Raw genomic sequence first — 17,169 nt, forward strand, 5'->3', positions numbered from 1 at the left:
CAAACATTTTCTTGACTAGTTTTTGTTTAGTTGGTGACATATTACCATTATGGGGTGAATATGGAGATAGAGGCAAAGGATGTTCTTTAGAGATAGCACATGATTTTTTCGACAAAGAAGATAACGATTTCTACCATAACTTTTTTATATCCAAGGGTTTAAAATCAACAATTGATGAAGATTTTGATTTTTCTACAGTTAAATTTGTTAAAAATCAAATTGCTGATATTTCGGAGTTTTCAACACAAATCATGCCGATTGCCGGAGATATGAATAAATCCACTTCTAATGGAGTTGTTCAGCAGTGCCAACAAATTGTTGAATCTGTTCACATTGATAAGGGTATTGATTTTATAGCTAAGTTATTTGAATTGAATAAGCCTGATGAAAAAGAAAAATATTGTCTATACAGTGTAGTGTACCTAAATGAGCAAGGGGAAATAACTAACTATTTTGAAAATAAAAGTGAGATACAGGAACTGTTAAAAGCGATAAAAGAAATATTGACTAATTTTCAATCAGACAAGTATTCAAGTGAAATGAAGGATGTTTTAAAAAGCATTTCACAAGATTTACTTGCAGAAATACAGTATTTATTTAAAATGGATTCTTACGCATACGAACAAGAGGTTCGCATTGTTAAATCAAGGTTGCTTGATGATTCAGATGTAATGGAATGGGCGCCTGATACTTCCAGTGTTCCAAATTTGTATATAGATATGGATAGACAGTTGCACTTTTTAGACTGTAAGTTTGGTCCTAAAACAGAACATCCAAGCAAACTAATTCCTTATTTGTCAAAAAATAAAGTTATTGATGAATTCCAAACATCAAATATCAAATATCGTTAAATTTTACGAAGGAGAAACACATGGACGCTAAAAAAGGAAATATATTTGAAGTTTTAAATAGTGATAGACAATTTATCATACCTGTTTATCAACGTATATATAGTTGGGAAATTAGTCAATGCAAAAAGCTTTGGCAAGATATTGTAGATATGCAGAAAAAGGGTAGAGTAGGTCATTTTGTGGGTTCGATTGTAAATATTGCAGAACAAGTTATGCCTACTGGTGTTCAAAAGTATATGATTATTGATGGTCAACAACGAATGGCTACACTAACTATATTGCTTGTGGCACTTAGAGATTATGTCGCAGAAAATCAAGACAGTGCTACTTTGAATTCTAATATGATTACAGACAAGTACCTTAAAAATACATATCAACAAGGTGATGATAACTATAAACTTTTGTTGACAAAAGCAGATAGAGATACTCTAATTGAATTAATTGACAAAATACCTAATGCTAACAAAGATTCTAAAAAAATTATCGATAATTATGATTTTTTCAAGAGTAAAATTGAAAGCAAAGAACTAGAACCAAGTCAGATTTATGAAGCCGTTGGAAAATTGCAACTTGTTAATATTACTCTGGATAGAAGCATTGACGATCCACAGCTTATTTTTGAAAGTCTAAATTCTACAGGCATGGATTTATCTCAGTCAGATTTGATTAGAAATCATATTTTAATGGGATTAGATAATGAAGTTCAAACAAGGGTATACGATCGTATCTGGCATCCTATGGAAAAAATGTTTGGATACGATAAACAAAGCGATTTGATGGACAAGTTCTTTAGGGATTATCTAACGTTTAAAAATGCTAGAATACCAAATCAAAATAAAGTTTATGATGAATTTCAGCTATATCATAAGAATTCTATATTTAGTACAGTTGATGAGTTTTGTGGGGATGTTTTTCAAAAGGCAAATTTCTACACCAATATAGTGTTTGCAAAGTCTGAATATCCAGAATTAAATGCACTATTCTCAGAGGTGAAAACCTTGCAAATGGATGTTATTTATCCATTTTTCATAAAGGTTTATTCTGATTTTGCAGAAAATAAAATCACAGTTACTGATTTTGTTGCTATCGTTAAAATGTGTATTAGTTATATTGTTAGACGCGCTATTTGTGGAATACCAACAAACTCGTTAAATAAAACTTTTGCAACTCTTAAAAATAGTATTAAAGCTGATGATTATTTGAATTCAATTAAACTTGCTTTTGTGACTATGGATTCTTACAAAGCCTTCCCTACTAACATAGATTTTTCAATATCACTTGCGTTGAAAGATATTTATAATATGAGGATTAGAAATTACATTTTAGGAAAAATGGAAAGTCATCAAAACAAATCGCCAATTATTGTTTCAAATTATACCATTGAACATATTATGCCACAAAATCCTAATCTTTCGATGGAGTGGAAATCTTGTCTTGGTGAAGACTTGTATAAAGAGGTGCGGACAAAGTATTTACATACAATTGGAAATCTTACTCTTACTGCTTATAATCCTGAAATGAGTGATCGTTCTTTTAATGAAAAACTCAATATGGTTGGTGGATTTAAAGAAAGTGGATTGAGATTGAATAGCTTTTTAATCCATCAAACGACCTGGAATAAAGATTTGATCTTAGAGCGAGCGGATATTTTGTGCAACTTATGTAAAGATATATGGGAATACCCATATATAGATGAAGATGTTATTGCTGCATACGAAGACACTAAAAAAGAAAAATCAGTATATACTTTAGCTAGTTACGAATATTTAAATGATTTTACAAAAAAACTTTATGAAATGTTTGATAAAAGAGTTATGAATATTTCACCAGATATTAAAAAAGAATTTAAAAAGTTATATATTGCTTATAAAGCTGAAACAAATTTTGTAGATGTTGTCATTCAAAAATCACGTTTGAGATTAAGCATTAATATGAAATTTAATGACGTAATCGACTTGAAAGGTATATGTAGAGATGTTACTGCATTGGGTCGTTGGGGCAATGGTGACATTGAAATAGCATTTGATAATATTGACCAAATTGATGATATAATGGACATTGTTGAACAGTCTTATAATAAACAGTTGGATTAGTTGAGTTTAGATTATACGTCAACTTCATAACAACACATTTTATAAGGAGGATATATGAGAAATATAGAAGCAAACAGCAACTCCGAAATTATAATGTACCAAACCGAAGATGGTTTAACTAAAATCGAAAGCACCTTTGATGGTGACACTGTTTGGCTATCCATTGACCAAATGGCAGAGCTGTTTCAAAGGGATAAAAGCGTTGTCGGTAAGCATATCAGAAATATTTTTAAAGAAGGTGAACTTGAAAAAGATTCAGTTTGGGCAAAATTTGCCTACACTGCTTCTGATGGCAAAACCTATCAAGTTGACTATTACAACCTAGACGTCATCATCTCCGTTGGCTATCGTGTAAAATCTATTCGTGGTACGCAGTTTAGAATTTGGGCAAGTGGTGTATTAAAAGAGTATCTACAAAAAGGTTTTGCCATGAACGACGATATTCTCAAAAACAACGGTGGTGGAGTTTTCTTTGATGAACTTTTAGATAGAATTCGTGATATTCGTTCATCAGAGAAAGTTTTTTGGAGAAAAGTTCTTGATATTTATGCCACAAGTGTAGACTATGACCCACGAGAAAAAAGCTCCTTGATGTTTTTTAAGACAGTACAAAATAAAATGCACTGGGCTGCCCATGGCAAGACTGCTGCTGAAAAGATTTTTTATACTGCCAATGCAGACAAGCCTAATATGGGTATGACCAGTTTTAAAGGTGAAACACCAAAGCAAGTAGATGCCTTAGTTGCAAAAAATTATTGCACAGAAGATGAATTGCTTGCCTTAAATGATGTAGTTTCTGCCTACTTAGAACTTGCTGAAATGCAGGCAAGACGTAGAATCCCAATGTATATGTCTGATTGGATTGAAACATTAGATGGATTCTTAAAGCTTTCTCGTCATGAAATTTTAACTCACGCTGGTTCTATTAGTGCGAAAACAGCAGAGAAAAAAGCAAAGGAAGAATATCAAAAATTTAAGACTTTGCAGATAAATGCTGTGTCGCAGGTTGAGAAAGATTATATTAAGGCTTTAGAGAGCGTTCAAACTAAATTGCTTGATGATAAAATTTGACTTGCAATAACTATTTTTCCAAGCTACAATACACACATCAAATGAGGGGGTGAGAATATGAACGCAGTGATTTACGCAAGATATTCCAGTGATAACCAACGTGAGGAAAGCATCGAAGGGCAACTTCGTGAGTGTATGGCTTTTGCTGAAAGCAAGGGACTTACAATCATTGATACCTACATAGACAGAGCTTTGTCAGCTAAAACAGATAATAGACCAGAGTTCCAACGAATGATTAAAGAGTCTATCAAGCGAAAGTTTGAAGTCATTGTTGTTTGGAAACTGGATAGATTTTCTCGTAACCGATATGATTCTGCTCACTATAAAGCACAGCTAAAAAAGAACAATGTTCGAGTTGTATCTGCAACTGAAAGTATTTCAGACGATGCATCTGGTATATTGCTTGAATCAATGCTTGAGGGTTTTGCTGAATATTACTCTGCTGACTTATCGGAAAAAGTTATTCGTGGTCTTACCGAAAATGCTTTGAAGTGTAAATATAACGGCGGAGGTATGACTCTTGGTTATCAAATTGATAGTGACCAGTACTTCCAAATTGACCCTGTTGTCGCACCCATTATCCAAGATGTTTACCAGAGATATGTTGATGGTGCCACCATTAAAAACTTAGTGGATTACCTCAAAGGACTCGGCATCAAAAACTATCGTGGCGGAGATTTAAGTATTGATGCTGTGAAACTACTTCTTAAAAACAGAAAATATATAGGCGAATATTCCTATCGAGACATTGTCACACCCAATGGTATTCCAGCCATAGTGTCAGAAGAATTATTCAACAAGGCACAGGCACGAATGGCTAAAAATAAAAAAGCTCCTGCAAGGCAAAAAGCCAAACAGGATATGTATATTCTCACTACAAAGCTATTTTGTGGTAAGTGTGGAGCATATATGGTTGGTGAAAGTGGGACAAGCCGCAACGGAACGTTCCATCAATACTATAAATGTGCGAATGTAAAAAATCACAAGGGCTGCGATAAAAAGACTGTCCGCAAGGCTTGGATTGAGGAACTAGTTATCAAGTATGCTATGGAAAAGTTGATGGACGATGACTATATCGACCAAATTACAGAGATGGCTTTTGAAGCACAGAGCAAGGAAAATACAGTTATTCCTCAGATTAAAAAGCAACTTTCCGATACCAAAAGAGCAATTAACAATATGATAAATGCCATCGAACAAGGCATTATCACTTCTTCTACAAGGGAAAGACTGCAAGAGCTGGAACAGACAAAAGAAAATCTCGAAATCAATCTTGCACGAGAAGAAATCAAAAAGCCTGCACTAGAGCGTGATCAAATTAAGTTCTGGTTATTAAAATTCAGAACGCTAGATATGTCTAAGGAAGATGACAGGCAAATTATTATTGATAACTTCGTGAATTCGATTTATCTCTATGATGACAGAATTATTTTCATTTTCAACTACAAAACTGAATCCCAAATCGTAAATCTGGAAGATATTAATTGTTCGGATATGAGTGAGTCAACTGCACCACGCAAAAAGAGACTGCCTAGGCAGTCTCTTTTTGCGTGGTGCATTTGCCTTGTGCAGGATTGGAAGGTTACCTTATTTCATGAGATGTTCCCCTTTGCAACCTGTTGCGATTTCGGTCAGGGCAAATTGATTTTATTCGAGGGGTGTGCCCCCTCGTACTCCCCCAGATGTTGCAGACTTGTTAGCTTTTGCATCTTTTTTGGCCACTACATCCAAAAAATCCGAAGTAGATTTATCTACTTCGGATTTTTTACTTATCACTTCTTCACTTTTCACTACGTTGTACTGGATTTTTTGGAAGTAATCAGTAATAGTGAAGAGTGAAAAGGTATGGGACGGAGAACGGTTGCAATTTCGGTGAGGGGCTAATCGATTTTATTCGAGGGGCGAGCCCCCTCGCGCTCCCCCAGATGTTGCCTTTTGTTAGATTGTGCATCTTTTTGGTCGCATCGTCCATGCAGTGACTAGAATCACTGCCAGCAAAATCACGGTCAACACCACCAGAAGACCCATGCCTTGTTGGATGCCACCTTGTTCCGCCACAAAGCCCACCAAGGCAGGCGCTATGATGCCACCGGACGCTGGGAGGAAGTTCAGCATACCACAAGCGAAGTCATTGCCACTGATGTTGGTACTGCCAAAGCTGTAAGCCGTGGGGTACATGGTGGCCATAAAAAAGGACACCCCAATCAGACCTACAATGACCCAAAGCGCCTCTGTGGCAAAAAACATAAGGAAGAAAAACCCTGTCATGCCAATGGCATCGATGAGCAAAATGGGGCAGGGTGACAATTTTTTCGCAATAAAATTACCCACAATACGACCCACCAACACCAACGCCCAAAACAGGCTGTTGGTCAGTTGTGCCATGTCGCTGGACAAAATCCCCGTGTCTTGGAAATAGGTCACAAGCCAACCTACAATCCCATATTCTACAGACACATAAAACAGTAATATAACGGCACCGAGCCAAAAATGACGATCTTTCATAAAGCCATAGTCCACAGAGGCCATGCCCTTTTTACCAGAGGCAGGCAGTGGAGGAATGTCCATCTTCACATAAAAAAGCAGCCGAAAAACCGCCAATATACAAAGGCTTAGTGCCATGGTTTTCCACGACAAGCCTTGCCTTACAAACAGCACCAACACCAGCGGCGACAAAAGAGCACCTGTGGCAAAACTGCCATGAATTAGCAAAAAACCAGACGGGATACGAGGCGGTGGCAGGGTGGAAATCATAGTGCTAGTAAAGTTGGAATGGCCACCACGAGACAGTCCCACGCCGAAAAATGCCACCATCAAAAACAACGGGCTAGCGATGGGTAGTGTCAAAATCAAATAGCCCAATGCAATCCAAAACGACCAAAACAAAATACTCAGCCGCCTGCCACAATACAGTGGGAGCACCCCCGCCAGCACCACGGCAATCAGGCCACCCATAGAGGACAGTGAAATCAGCAAACCTGTAAAATTATAATCAAAGCCATAGGTTTCCCGTAGAAACGGGACAAAATTACCAATCACTTGGGTGCAAAACCCCGAAATGAAAAACACCAGCATGGTGGAATATAGGAGCCGATTTTCCTGCTTTATCTCTTCCATGGTACCCTCCAAATGATTAAATCACGGATAGCAAGGCGACACAATCAAAAGGACTCTTTGCCCACGCAAAACGAGCAACCATTTCCTACCATACTACCTTGGCTATTATAACGAAGATTGCAAGAAAGGTCAAGGCAAACCACGCAAGAATATGGTAATCATCCCCAGTCCCCTCATTCTTGACCTAAGGTTGGAGACAGCAAGAATCTATCCCTCTACGTCCATGCTCTTTCTGCGCCACTTGCACTTTCAGGGAAGTATGATACAATAAAATATACAAACCTGCCACCCCTCGCAAGAGCTATGGCGTAGCCATGTGCAAAAACCTATACAATCCTGCCACCCTATCTGTCCACATTGGATTACATCACAAAGGAGGCATCATGACACTACAACAGTTAAAATATATGATTTCCATCGCCGAACACGGGACGTTGAGCAAAGCGGCAGAGCGGTCATTCATCTCTCAGCCCAGTTTGTCAGAGTCCCTTCGAGAACTAGAAAAAGAATTGGGGATTCAACTCTTCACCAGAACCAATCGCGGCTTACTCATTACCACAGATGGCAGCGAGTTTCTAGCCTATGCCCGTCAAGTGGTGGAGCAATACGCCTTGTTAGAGGAAAAATACATCATAAAACAAAGCCCTAAAAAAGAATTCGCCGTTTCCACACAGCATTATTCTTTCGCCGTAAAAGCCTTTATCGAAATGGCCAAGGGGCTTGATATCGATACCTATCATCTGGCCATTCGCGAGACCAAAACCCATGAAGTCATCGATGATGTACGAGAACTAAGAAGCGAACTGGGGATTTTATACCTCAACCAATTCAACGCAAAGATTCTCAAGCGGTTTTTCAGTGACTACAAATTAGAATTCCACCCCTTGTTCACCTGCAACATCTATGTCTATTTGTGGCAAGGGCATCCTCTGAGCCAAGAAGCCTGCATTACCTTAGCACAACTGCAAGCGTACCCTAGCCTTTCCTTTGAACAAGGTATCTACAACTCTTTTTATTTTGCTGAGGAAGCATTGGGCTCCGCCCACAACAAACAAGTCATCAAAGCCAACGACAGAGCCACCATGTTAAACTTAATGAAGGGGCTTGGGGCATACACCCTCTGCTCTGGCATCATCTCTGAGGACTTAAACGGCGGAGAATACTGCGCCATCCCACTGGATTTAGATGATACCATGGAAATCGGCTACCTAAAAAAAGAAGGCATTCCCATCAGCCCTCTCGGACTGGTATATTTAGATGAATTGAAGAAGATTTATCAACAACCATAAACAGCAATGCCCAGACATAGGCCTAGCCTATGTCTGGGCATTGGTATTGCGTCATTGTCATCGCTCCGTGTTGCAGGTATACTAAAGCCATGATTTAACATAAATACCGCAACGAAAAAGGAGTTATTATATGAGCAAGCAATATCGCTTTGAAACCTTACAATCCCACGCAGGACAAACCCACCAAGCCCATCAATCAGGGGCGCTGGCAGTGCCCATTGTCCAGTCGGCCTCTTACGTGTTTGACAGTTGCGACCATGCCCAGGCACGCTTTAATTTGACCGATGCAGGCAATATTTATGGTCGCTTGACCAACCCCACCCAAGATGTGTTCGAGCAGAGAATTGCCGCCTTAGAAGGTGGCGTGGCAGCATTGGCTGTGGCCTCTGGCTCTGCCGCCATTGCCTATGTGGCGCAAGCCCTAGCAGTGGGTGGTGGCCATCTGGTGGTGGCCAACAGCATTTATGGTGGCACCTACAATCTGTTCCAAAACACCTTGCCCAGTTACGGCATTGACGCCACTTTTGTGGATATTTTCGACGCCCAGCAAGTGACTGCCGCCATCCAACCCAACACCAAAGGCATTTTCATCGAGAGCATCACCAACCCTCATTCCCATGTGGTGGATATTGAAGCAATCGCCAAAATTGCCCACACCCACAACATCCCTCTGGTGGTGGACAACACCTTTGCCACCCCCTATTTGGTGCAACCCATTGGCTATGGGGCAGACATTGTGGTGCACTCTGCCACCAAATACATCGGCGGCCACGGCACCTCTTTGGGTGGCGTCATCATCGACAGTGGCAACTTTGATTGGGAAGGCTCTGGTAAATTCCCTGTACTCACCCAGCCCAACCCCAGCTACCACGGTCTTAGCTTTACCAAAGCCTGTGGCAATGTGGCCTTTCTAGTTTACATCCGCGCCATTTTACTGCGAGATTTAGGGGCTACCCTATCCCCGTTCCACGCATTTTTCTTCTTACAAGGACTGGAAACCCTGTCTCTACGGGTGGAACGTCATGTGGAAAACACGTTAAAAGTGGTGGATTTTTTGCAAAAACACCCCAAAGTAGCGCAGGTCAATCATCCCTCCGTCTCCCAAGACCCTGTGCAACAAAAGTTGTATCAAACCTACTTCCCCCGTGGCGGAGCGGCTATTTTCACCTTTGATGTAGTGGGCACACTGGCTGATGCCACTGCTGTGATTGATAAGTTGATCCTGTTTTCCCTTGTGGCCAATGTGGGGGATGTGAAATCCTTGGTGATTCACCCCTACACCACCACCCATTCCCAACTGACAACAGAGGCTTTGGCGGCACAAGGCATCCGCGAAACCACCATCCGCCTGTCCATTGGCACTGAGCATATCGACGACATTTTAGACGATTTGGCACAAGCCTTAGACCTAGCCTGACCCTTATTCCCCAACCACCACAGCCATGCCTTTCCCTAGATTTTACCAAACCTTTACCTCGATTATGTTGTGAAAAATGTTCTATACCGCTAAGATAAAGTGACTGCTAAATACATCATTTTCATCTTTGAAAGGACTATTTCACCATGAACAAAAGGATTTTATCTGCCATGCTGGCACTGATCATGATGGGTACCATGAGCGTATCTGCCGCCGACAACACCACCTATAGCGCTGAGGCTATGACCCCCATCGCTGGTTATTTCAACAGCCAATCTGCACTGGACGCAACCTTGATTTCTCGCTTCTCCATGGGTGGTAGCGACGAAGATGGCGGTCTTATCGAAATCGTCACCTACAACACCGCCGCCCAAGTGGCTTACGCCGTGGCTGGCTCCGCTGGTCAACTGGTGACCATCTCCATGACCTCTGTCACCACTGCAGGCCTCGCTGGCACTGGGGTGAACATGGCGGAATTGGTGGGCGAGATTGACGGCTTTGTCTACGGTGACATGAGCTCCATCGCCATCAACGCCACCAACACAAAACTGGCAGTGGCACTCCAAGCCGAAGGCTATAACGATGACGGCATGGTTGCCATTTTCGATGTGAACGCTGACGGTTCTTTGGCTGAAAACCCTGTGTTTGTCCCCTGTGGCAAGCAACCTGATGCTCTCACCTTCACCCCCGATGGCACCACCATTTTGGTGGCCAACGAAGGGGAACCCCGCCAAGGCTACGGCGACGGCATTGTGGACCCAGAAGGCTCTGTCACCATGATTGACGTGGCTTCTGGCACAGGCACCAAAGTTTCTTTCGACGGCGTTAGCTACGACAGCAATGTGCTGTTGAAAACTGGTTCCACCCCTGCCCAAGATTTTGAACCTGAATACATTGCCGCCGACAACACCACCGCTTACGTGGCGCTCCAAGAAAACAACGCCATTGCCGTTCTGGACATCGCCTCTGGCACCTTCACTGGTGTGTATGGCTTGGGTCTGCAAAACTTTGGTAACGTAGCTCTGGACATGGTGGCTGACGAAGTCATCAACCTCCAAACCCAAGACAACGTGTACGGTTTGTATATGCCCGATGGCATCTCCATGGCCGCCATCAACGGCACCACCTACCTGTTCACCGCCAACGAAGGTGACGGTCGTGAATGGGGCGACGAAGAGGGTGACAACTTCTATTGCAACGAACAAAAAGGCACCACTTCTCCCACTGGCGACGTGACCTTGGACGAAAAAGTCACCTGGTTCAACCCTGGTGAATATGAGATGCTAGACTAATCTAAGGCTTATCTCTACGGCGCACGCTCCTTCTCCATCTGGGCTGTCACTGGCGCTGGCATCAGCCAAGTGTACGACAGTGGTAGCGATTTTGAAACCATTGTGGCTTCTGTCCTGCCTGATTACTTCAACTGCTCCAACGATGACATTTCCTTGGAAGACCGCTCTGGCAAGAAGGCCATCGAACCTGAATACGCCGCTGTGGGCGTGGTTGACGGTAAAACCTATGCCTTCATCGGCTTGGAACGCCAAGGTGGCATCATGGTCTACGACGTGACCGACCCTGCAAACGCCACTTTTGTCAACTATCTCAATAGCCGTGACTATTCCACCGACATTGCTGGGGATGTGGCGCCTGAAGGTCTGTCCTTTGTCAGCGCCACCGACAGTGCCACTGGCGAAGCTCTGCTGTTGGCTGCCAACGAAGTCTCTGGCACCTTGGCTGTTATTGAGTTGACCCCCTACACCGCTCCCGTTGAAGAAGTGGTTGTGGAAGAAGCTACAGAAGTAGAAACCCCCACCGTGGAGGAAACCGTGGTTGCACCTGTTGTGACCCCTGTTGTAACACCAGTGGTTTCCACCAACACCTACACCGTCCAAGCTGGCGACTGCCTATGGAACATTGCCTCTCGTGAACTGGGCGCTGGTGCTCGTTGGGGCGAACTTTTGGAGTTGAACCCCATCTCCAATGTGTACGGTTTGCAAATCGGTCAAGTGCTGATTTTGCCATCTAAATAAGATGATTTCTCAATCCCCCTGTTTTCTTGCCGAAAACAGGGGGATTTTACAAAGGTTTTACTTGAAAACGCATATGGATTTTATAAACATTTGATACACTGAGTTGGCATGAATTTGAAACCTTTTTAAACCACATTTTAGGAGATAGAACCATGAAAAAAGCACTTTCTTTACTCTTGGCTTTGACCATGAGCTTGGCATTGGCCAGCTGCGCTTCTAGCGAAACCACCACCGAAACCACCGCACCTGCTACCACTGAAACCACCACTGCACCTGCTACCACCGAAGCCGTTGAAAGCGAACTGCCCGACCCTGCAACTGCCGCACCCATTGTTGTGTACTTAAACGACTTTGACGCTGTTATCGGCGATGCCTTCTACGAAGCCACTGGCTATCAAGTGGAAGTATTCGTGGGCAATGGCGCTGAAATCGCCTCCCGCATCGAAGCTGAAGGGGACAACCCCCTATGGGACGTGGTGTGGATGGACTCTATGCCCTCCATGTATGCCATGGGCGAAAATGGTCAACTGCTGACCAACTACGAAATCGAAAATGCCGCAAACCTCACCGATTACTATGCAGAAATTGTCCCCGAAGACGGTCGTTATTACCCCACTGGTGCCCACTCTGCTGGCCTGTTGGTGTACAACACCGACGTGTACACCGCTGAAACTGCACCCAAAACCTTTGATGACCTGCTCAACGCTGACGCAGGCTACAAGGTTGGCATGGCAAACCCCAGTGTTGCCGCCCCTGCCTATCCTCTGGTAGCTTGGTTCATGGATGAATACCGCACCGATGACTCTTTGGACGGCGGTTTTGAGTTCTTCTCCACTTTGCTAGATAATGGCATGACCATCTACCCCAAAAATCCTCAAATTGTCACCGCCCTGTCTAGTGGCGAAATCGACGTTGCCATTTTGCAAGAAAGCAATGCCTACGATATGCTCAACACTGGCGAACCTGTGGCTCTGATTTGGCCTGAAGATGGCGCACCTGCCTCTGTCCGTGTGGCTGGCATCTGTGCCCAATCTGACAATGTTGCCATTGCCAAGCTGTTCATCGAGTTCCTGCTGGAAGCCGAAACCCAACAAATGTTGGTGGACTTGGGCGACGAAGGCTACTTCACTCCTTCCGTAGAAGGCGCTTACATGAACGACCAACGTGCCGCTGACAATGCCACTTTGGTGTACGCTGATACCCCTTGGGCCGCTGCCAACGAAGCTGAAATCAAGGCATGGTTTGCTGACCAAGCTGGCTAATTCACTAACATCTTCATCTGAGCCACTGGAGTGAATCATTTCCTCCAGTGGCTCTCCTCCATTCCATATATAAAAGGAGACATTATGATTCGTAAAGACCAAGCGCTGGGGCATAGCCTGCTGGTGCTGTTATTTGTTTTGGTGCTGCTGCCACTGCTGTTTGTGTTGGCACAAATTGTTTCTCCCGGTCTTACATGGGAGGCCTTTGACTTGGGCAATTTGTCCGCCATTTTTGGCATTTTTGAGAAAAAAGCATGGATGAGCGCCTTGACCAACTCCATCCAGCTAGGCTCTGGCACCACTATTTTTGCTCTGGCCCTGTCCATTTTCTTGGCGCACATCCGTGTCAGCTATCAATTCCCTTTGGCAAAAGCCATTGATGTCACAGCATGGATTTTGCTGATTGTGCCGTCTTTCATTTTGGCACAAGGGTGGATTTATTTCGGTTCTGGGGCTGGTATCGCCGCTGTTTGGTTGGGGATTTCTGGACTGAACACTTATTTATATAGTGTAAACGGGCTGATTACCATTATGGTGCTGTGCAAATTTCCTCTGGCTTACATTACCGTGAAAGGTGCTATGGAATGGTACCCCGATAGCCTTGTTCATGCCGCAAGGATGAACGGGGCAAATCCTGTCCAAGTGTGGACAAAGGTGCGGTTGCCCCTTTGCTTGCCAGCCTTTTTCTCTGGTGCCATGTTGGTGTTTATGGACACCATCGGCGACTGGGGTATGTCCTCCGCCATTACCGCCGCCTTCCCTTTTTCCACCTTGCCTTACGCTATTTACAGCGCCATTTGCACCACCCCTGTCCGCTTTGACACCGCAGGTGTACTGTCGCTGTATTTGATTGGACTGATTTTCATTGCCATGATCATCCAACATTTTGCACTGGGACGTCGTCGGTTCGATTTTGTTGGCACAGGTGCCACCGCTGTGGTTGCCCAGAAGATTGGCAAGGTGCAAACCGCACTGCTCACTGGATTCACACTGGTGTTTTGCACCGTGACACTGGGCATTCCCATTGGTTCTAACATCATTATGTCCTTCACCAATTCCTTTAGTATTCAACGGTTCTCCTTTACCCTAGACAACTATATTGCCGTGTTGAGTGACCAAAAATCCCTGCTGTCTGGTCTGCAAAACTCTTTGAGCATTGCCGCAGGTGCCGCTATTTTCGGCTTGATTGCAGGCTTTGCTGTGGCGTATACATTGACCTATTCTCGCTATAAGCTGAAAAAAGCCATCGACAGCATCACCCTGATTGCCATGGCGGTGCCGGGGGTTATTTTGGGTATTGGTTACATCTTTGTGTGGAACCAATCTTGGCTGACCCCACTGGGCTTGAACCTGTACGGCAAGTCCTCTATTTTGATTTTAGCAAGCGTGGCTGTGGCCATTCCCTTGACCAATCGTTTGATGGTGGCAGGGATGGCAAAAGTGCCCCAAGATTTGTTGGTGGCGGCACAGGTGCAAGGGCTGGTGTTGGCACACGGCTGAAAACCATCCTCATTCCGCTGGTACACTCTAGCGGTGTGTCTGCCTTGATGGCGGCTTTTGGTGGTAGCATTTTCAACATCGCCATCACCACCATTTTATATCCACCCAACTACTCCACCTTGCCTGTGTTCATCAACAAGGCCTACAACAACTTGGAGTTTGGCTATGCGGCCGCCGCTACCATGTTTGGTGGTGCCGTGGTTATCGCCATTATGCTGGTGATGGAATTGACGCTCAAACGCTTTGGCCCCAAACAGAATTGAGGAGAATAAAACCATGAAAACATTGATGGAATTAAATAATATACAAAAATCATTCGGCAAAACCAAGGTGCTCACAGGGGTGAATCTCACCATTGGCGAGGGAGAAATCGTCAGTGTATTGGGTCCTTCTGGCTGTGGCAAGTCTACGTTGCTGAAGATTATCGCAGGGATTTTACCCTTGGACGATGGCACTGTCACCTTAGATGGCGCAGTGGTTTCTAGCAGTAAACAAACCTTGGCAACGGAAAAACGGAACATCAACATGGTGTTCCAAAACTTCGCTCTCTGGCCTCACATGAAAGTCCGTGACAACATTCTCTTTGGTCTGAAAATCAAAAAGCTAGATGCCAAAGAAATGGAAACACGGCTTCAAGAAGTGGTGAACCTGCTCCATTTGGACGGTCTCATCGACCGCTATCCTGCCGAGCTTTCTGGCGGTCAACAACAGCGGATTGCCATTGCCCGTGCGCTCATCACCAAGCCCAAGGTGGTGCTGTTGGACGAACCCCTTTGCAACTTAGACATTCAGCTTCGCATTGAAATGCGGACAGAAATGGCCTATCTGTTCCGCAGCATCGGCACCACCGTGTTCCATGTGACCCACGACCCTTCAGAAGCCTTCGCCATGGCAGACAAAATCGTGGTGATGAACAACGGTGTCATTGAGCAAATGGACACCCCCATGGATTGCTACACCAATCCCAAAACCCAAATGGTAGCAGGACTTTTAGGCGCTTCCAACACCATCAAAGGGGCAAAAATCAACGGCAACACTGCCACCATTGGCAGTGATACCCTTTCTGTCCGCCCCTTCCAAGTGGATGGCGATACCAACACCGTCACCTTGCGTTTCCGCCCAGAAGCTTGCCGTTGGACGACGACAAAAGAGGACAATGCCCTGTCTGTCACCGTGCTATTATCTACCTTTGAAGGCAACTGTTACCGCATCAAATTGCAAACCGCTTCTGGGGATGAATTCTGCATTTTGGGTCAGGAAATGATTGCACCCAACACCAACGGGTATGTGTCCATCGACGCAAACCAGCTGTATGCCTATGGACAATAAACCAAAACTCCACCTGATCGGTGGCTATGGCGAACACGGACGAAGCTGTTTTGCCATAGAGCGTCCCAATGGGCGGTATTGGATGGTGGACTGTGGCATTTTAGACACCGACCCACAGCCCTATCCCGTGGTATCGGACAGCGTGTTGCAAGCCACGGACTATCTGTTCCTCACCCATTGTCACAAGGACCATATGGGTGCCTTGGAACACTTCATCAGTCGTGGATTTGGTGGCACTTTGGTGATGGAAGCCATCACAGACACCTTGTATCCTGTGGAGTATCCCCATAAAAAACTGCTATCTTGTATCGGACAAGATAGCTTCACTGCGGATGATGGCACCATCACCTATGGACGAAGTGGCCACTGCGCTGGGAGTCTGTGGTATCATATTGACGTAGATGGTACCGCCTTTTTATTCAGTGGTGACTACCAGTGCAACACCTTGGTGAATGCTTGCGACAAAATCCAAGGATTCGTCGCTGACTACGCCGTGGTAGACTGTGGGCATGAGGAAGTGACCTTGACGGCAGCACAGTGCCAAAGCGCCTTGCGAGATAGCATTGCCGCTACATTAAAAACTGGTAAGCCCTTGCTATTACCCACACAGCAATACGGCAGGGGATTGGAGATTTTATGGCTACTGGGCACAGAGTTCCCCCAAGTGCGCTTGGTAGCAGACAAGGTTTTTCTCACCGCTGGACACAAAACATTGGCATATCAAAACGCCTATCGCCCAGAAGTGTTGCCCCAACTACAATCCATGATGGATGGCTTGCCCTTGGTGGACGACCCATTCACTGCACAAGTGATTTTGTTAGGAGATACCCATTTAGAAAAGCCAGAAAGCCACACGCTGTTGGAACAGTTGGGCGATGATTTCTCCCTCATCTCCACAGGTCGTGTAAAATCTGGCAGTGTGATTGATGGGCTGTTGAAGCAAAATCGAGCCAGTCACTGCCCCTATAGCCATCACCAATCTGAACCAGATTTTCAAGCAGTGCTCCGGTGTAATGCGTTTGCCATGACCTATCCATTTCATAATCACCATAAGCGTATTATAACATCTGAGAGATAACGCGCCTCCTCTTACACAATTGAACCGCCCCAATTTGTATGAATCGTACAAATTGGGGCGGTTCATCTGTCAATGGGGTGTCTTCACTCCCCCATGCCCTTCTTAACAATCCAACCCCAATAGATTATGGTA

Annotated in this window: 13 protein-coding genes and 1 pseudogene; 13 read left to right on the forward strand and 1 reads right to left on the reverse strand. The window is 44.3% G+C overall.

Features of this window, described 5'->3' with window-relative positions; genetic code table 11:
- Positions 1–11 precede the first annotated feature (11 nt).
- Genes RFF05_RS04485 through RFF05_RS04500 form a run of 4 tightly spaced genes read left to right on the forward strand, consistent with a single transcriptional unit; the run spans position 12 to position 5,854 of the window.
- Complete coding sequence (locus tag RFF05_RS04485) at positions 12–851, forward strand: hypothetical protein (protein ID WP_409969200.1); 840 nt, start codon at positions 12–14, stop codon at positions 849–851.
- A 20-nt stretch (positions 852–871) separates the two neighbouring features.
- Complete coding sequence (locus RFF05_RS04490; protein WP_409969201.1) at positions 872–2,944, forward strand: DUF262 domain-containing protein; 2,073 nt, start codon at positions 872–874, stop codon at positions 2,942–2,944.
- Between the two features lie 54 nt (positions 2,945–2,998).
- The gene (locus RFF05_RS04495; protein WP_409969202.1) at positions 2,999–4,015 is read left to right on the forward strand and encodes a virulence RhuM family protein; all 1,017 of its coding nucleotides are present in this window, start codon (positions 2,999–3,001) and stop codon (positions 4,013–4,015) included.
- Between the two features lie 57 nt (positions 4,016–4,072).
- Entirely contained in the window at positions 4,073–5,854 is a 1,782-nt protein-coding gene (locus RFF05_RS04500) for a recombinase family protein (RefSeq protein WP_409969203.1), read from the forward strand.
- A 99-nt stretch (positions 5,855–5,953) separates the two neighbouring features.
- Here RFF05_RS04500 and RFF05_RS04505 read toward each other — a convergent pair whose 3' ends face one another.
- Positions 5,954–7,132, reverse strand: coding sequence for an MFS transporter (locus RFF05_RS04505; protein ID WP_409969204.1), 1,179 nt, complete (start codon positions 7,130–7,132; stop codon positions 5,954–5,956).
- Between the two features lie 314 nt (positions 7,133–7,446).
- On the opposite strand from RFF05_RS04505, the gene RFF05_RS04510 reads away from it, so the two are divergent.
- The 9 genes and pseudogenes from RFF05_RS04510 to RFF05_RS04550 all read left to right on the forward strand — a co-directional run bounded on the left by RFF05_RS04510 (position 7,447) and on the right by RFF05_RS04550 (position 17,037).
- A complete protein-coding gene (locus tag RFF05_RS04510; protein WP_409969205.1) occupies positions 7,447–8,421 on the forward strand; it encodes a LysR family transcriptional regulator in 975 nt (324 codons plus the stop codon).
- Between the two features lie 130 nt (positions 8,422–8,551).
- Positions 8,552–9,838, forward strand: coding sequence for an O-acetylhomoserine aminocarboxypropyltransferase/cysteine synthase family protein (locus tag RFF05_RS04515; protein WP_409969206.1), 1,287 nt, complete (start codon positions 8,552–8,554; stop codon positions 9,836–9,838).
- Between the two features lie 146 nt (positions 9,839–9,984).
- A complete protein-coding gene (locus RFF05_RS04520) occupies positions 9,985–11,130 on the forward strand; it encodes a choice-of-anchor I domain-containing protein (RefSeq protein ID WP_409969207.1) in 1,146 nt (381 codons plus the stop codon).
- Positions 11,131–11,151: 21 nt separating this feature from the next.
- Positions 11,152–11,868: pseudogene (locus tag RFF05_RS04525) on the forward strand (choice-of-anchor I domain-containing protein); the annotation flags it as partial.
- 152 nt (positions 11,869–12,020) lie between these two features.
- Positions 12,021–13,130 carry an extracellular solute-binding protein gene (locus RFF05_RS04530; protein ID WP_409969208.1) on the forward strand — a complete coding sequence of 370 codons (1,110 nt, stop codon included), beginning with the start codon at positions 12,021–12,023 and terminating at the stop codon, positions 13,128–13,130.
- A gap of 84 nt (positions 13,131–13,214) precedes the next feature.
- On the forward strand, positions 13,215–14,630 hold the full coding sequence (locus RFF05_RS04535) for an ABC transporter permease (RefSeq protein ID WP_409969209.1): 1,416 nt from the start codon (positions 13,215–13,217) through the stop codon (positions 14,628–14,630).
- A 44-nt stretch (positions 14,631–14,674) separates the two neighbouring features.
- Positions 14,675–14,893, forward strand: coding sequence for a hypothetical protein (locus tag RFF05_RS04540; protein WP_409969210.1), 219 nt, complete (start codon positions 14,675–14,677; stop codon positions 14,891–14,893).
- Between the two features lie 13 nt (positions 14,894–14,906).
- On the forward strand, positions 14,907–15,959 hold the full coding sequence (locus RFF05_RS04545; protein WP_409969211.1) for an ABC transporter ATP-binding protein: 1,053 nt from the start codon (positions 14,907–14,909) through the stop codon (positions 15,957–15,959).
- Positions 15,949–17,037 carry a hypothetical protein gene (locus tag RFF05_RS04550; RefSeq protein ID WP_409969212.1) on the forward strand — a complete coding sequence of 363 codons (1,089 nt, stop codon included), beginning with the start codon at positions 15,949–15,951 and terminating at the stop codon, positions 17,035–17,037. Before RFF05_RS04545 ends, RFF05_RS04550 begins: the two co-directional genes overlap by 11 nt.
- Positions 17,038–17,169: the final 132 nt, after the last annotated feature.

This window comes from Bengtsoniella intestinalis (genome assembly GCF_039719005.1).
GTDB classification, from domain to species: Bacteria; Bacillota; Clostridia; order Oscillospirales; family Oscillospiraceae; genus Oscillibacter; species Oscillibacter intestinalis.